This is a genomic window from Pseudomonas sp. LJDD11 (assembly GCF_024584215.1).
Lineage (GTDB): Bacteria > Pseudomonadota > Gammaproteobacteria > Pseudomonadales > Pseudomonadaceae > Aquipseudomonas.
In genome coordinates this window covers 1-572 of record NZ_JANJFL010000113.1, presented here as the reverse complement: position 1 = coordinate 572, position 572 = coordinate 1, and the positions used below count along the sequence as shown (strand labels likewise).

The window sequence follows — 572 nt, the reverse complement described above, 5'->3', positions numbered from 1 at the left end:
TGCCGACCGATCTGCGGGAAGTGGCCGGGATCTTCAACATGCGCGGCTGGCAATGGTGGCGGCGCGTGGCCCTGCCGGGGATCTTCCCTTACTACATCACCGGCGCGCTCACCGCATCGGGAGGTTCGTGGAACGCCAGCATCGTGGCCGAGGCGGTGTCCTGGGGTGACAAGTCCCTGCAGGCGACCGGGCTGGGCTCGTATATCGCCAGTGCCACCCAGGCGGGTGATTTCGCCCGTGTTGCCTTGGGCATCGTCGTGATGTCGGTGTTTGTAATTGCCTTCAACCGTCTGCTCTGGCGTCCGCTGTACGGGTTTGCCGAGCGCCGTTTGAGCCTGGTCTGAGGAGTGGAAAGCATGATGACTATCGAAAAGCGCTGCCTGGTGGATGTCCGCGAAGTCCGGCATGTCTACGGCAAGGCCAGCAAGGAACGTCTGGTGCTGGACAACGTGACGCTCAAGCTCAATGAAAACGAGATCATCGGCCTGCTGGGCCGCTCGGGTTCGGGCAAGTCCACGCTGCTGCGCTCCATTGCCGGTCTGGTGGTGCCTACCGCTGGCGAAGTGAGTTTC

At 62.6% G+C, this 572-nt stretch carries 2 protein-coding genes; both read left to right on the top strand.

Translation table 11 applies throughout. The annotated features are described in order from the left end of the window. Positions 1-344, top strand: a 344-nt coding sequence (locus tag NRB16_RS29035; RefSeq protein ID WP_257107587.1) for an ABC transporter permease subunit, incomplete at its 5' end; no start/stop codon positions are given. Positions 345-356: 12 nt separating this feature from the next. Continuing rightward, the coding region (locus tag NRB16_RS29030; RefSeq protein WP_257107586.1) for an ATP-binding cassette domain-containing protein at positions 357-572 on the top strand (216 nt) is incomplete at its 3' end.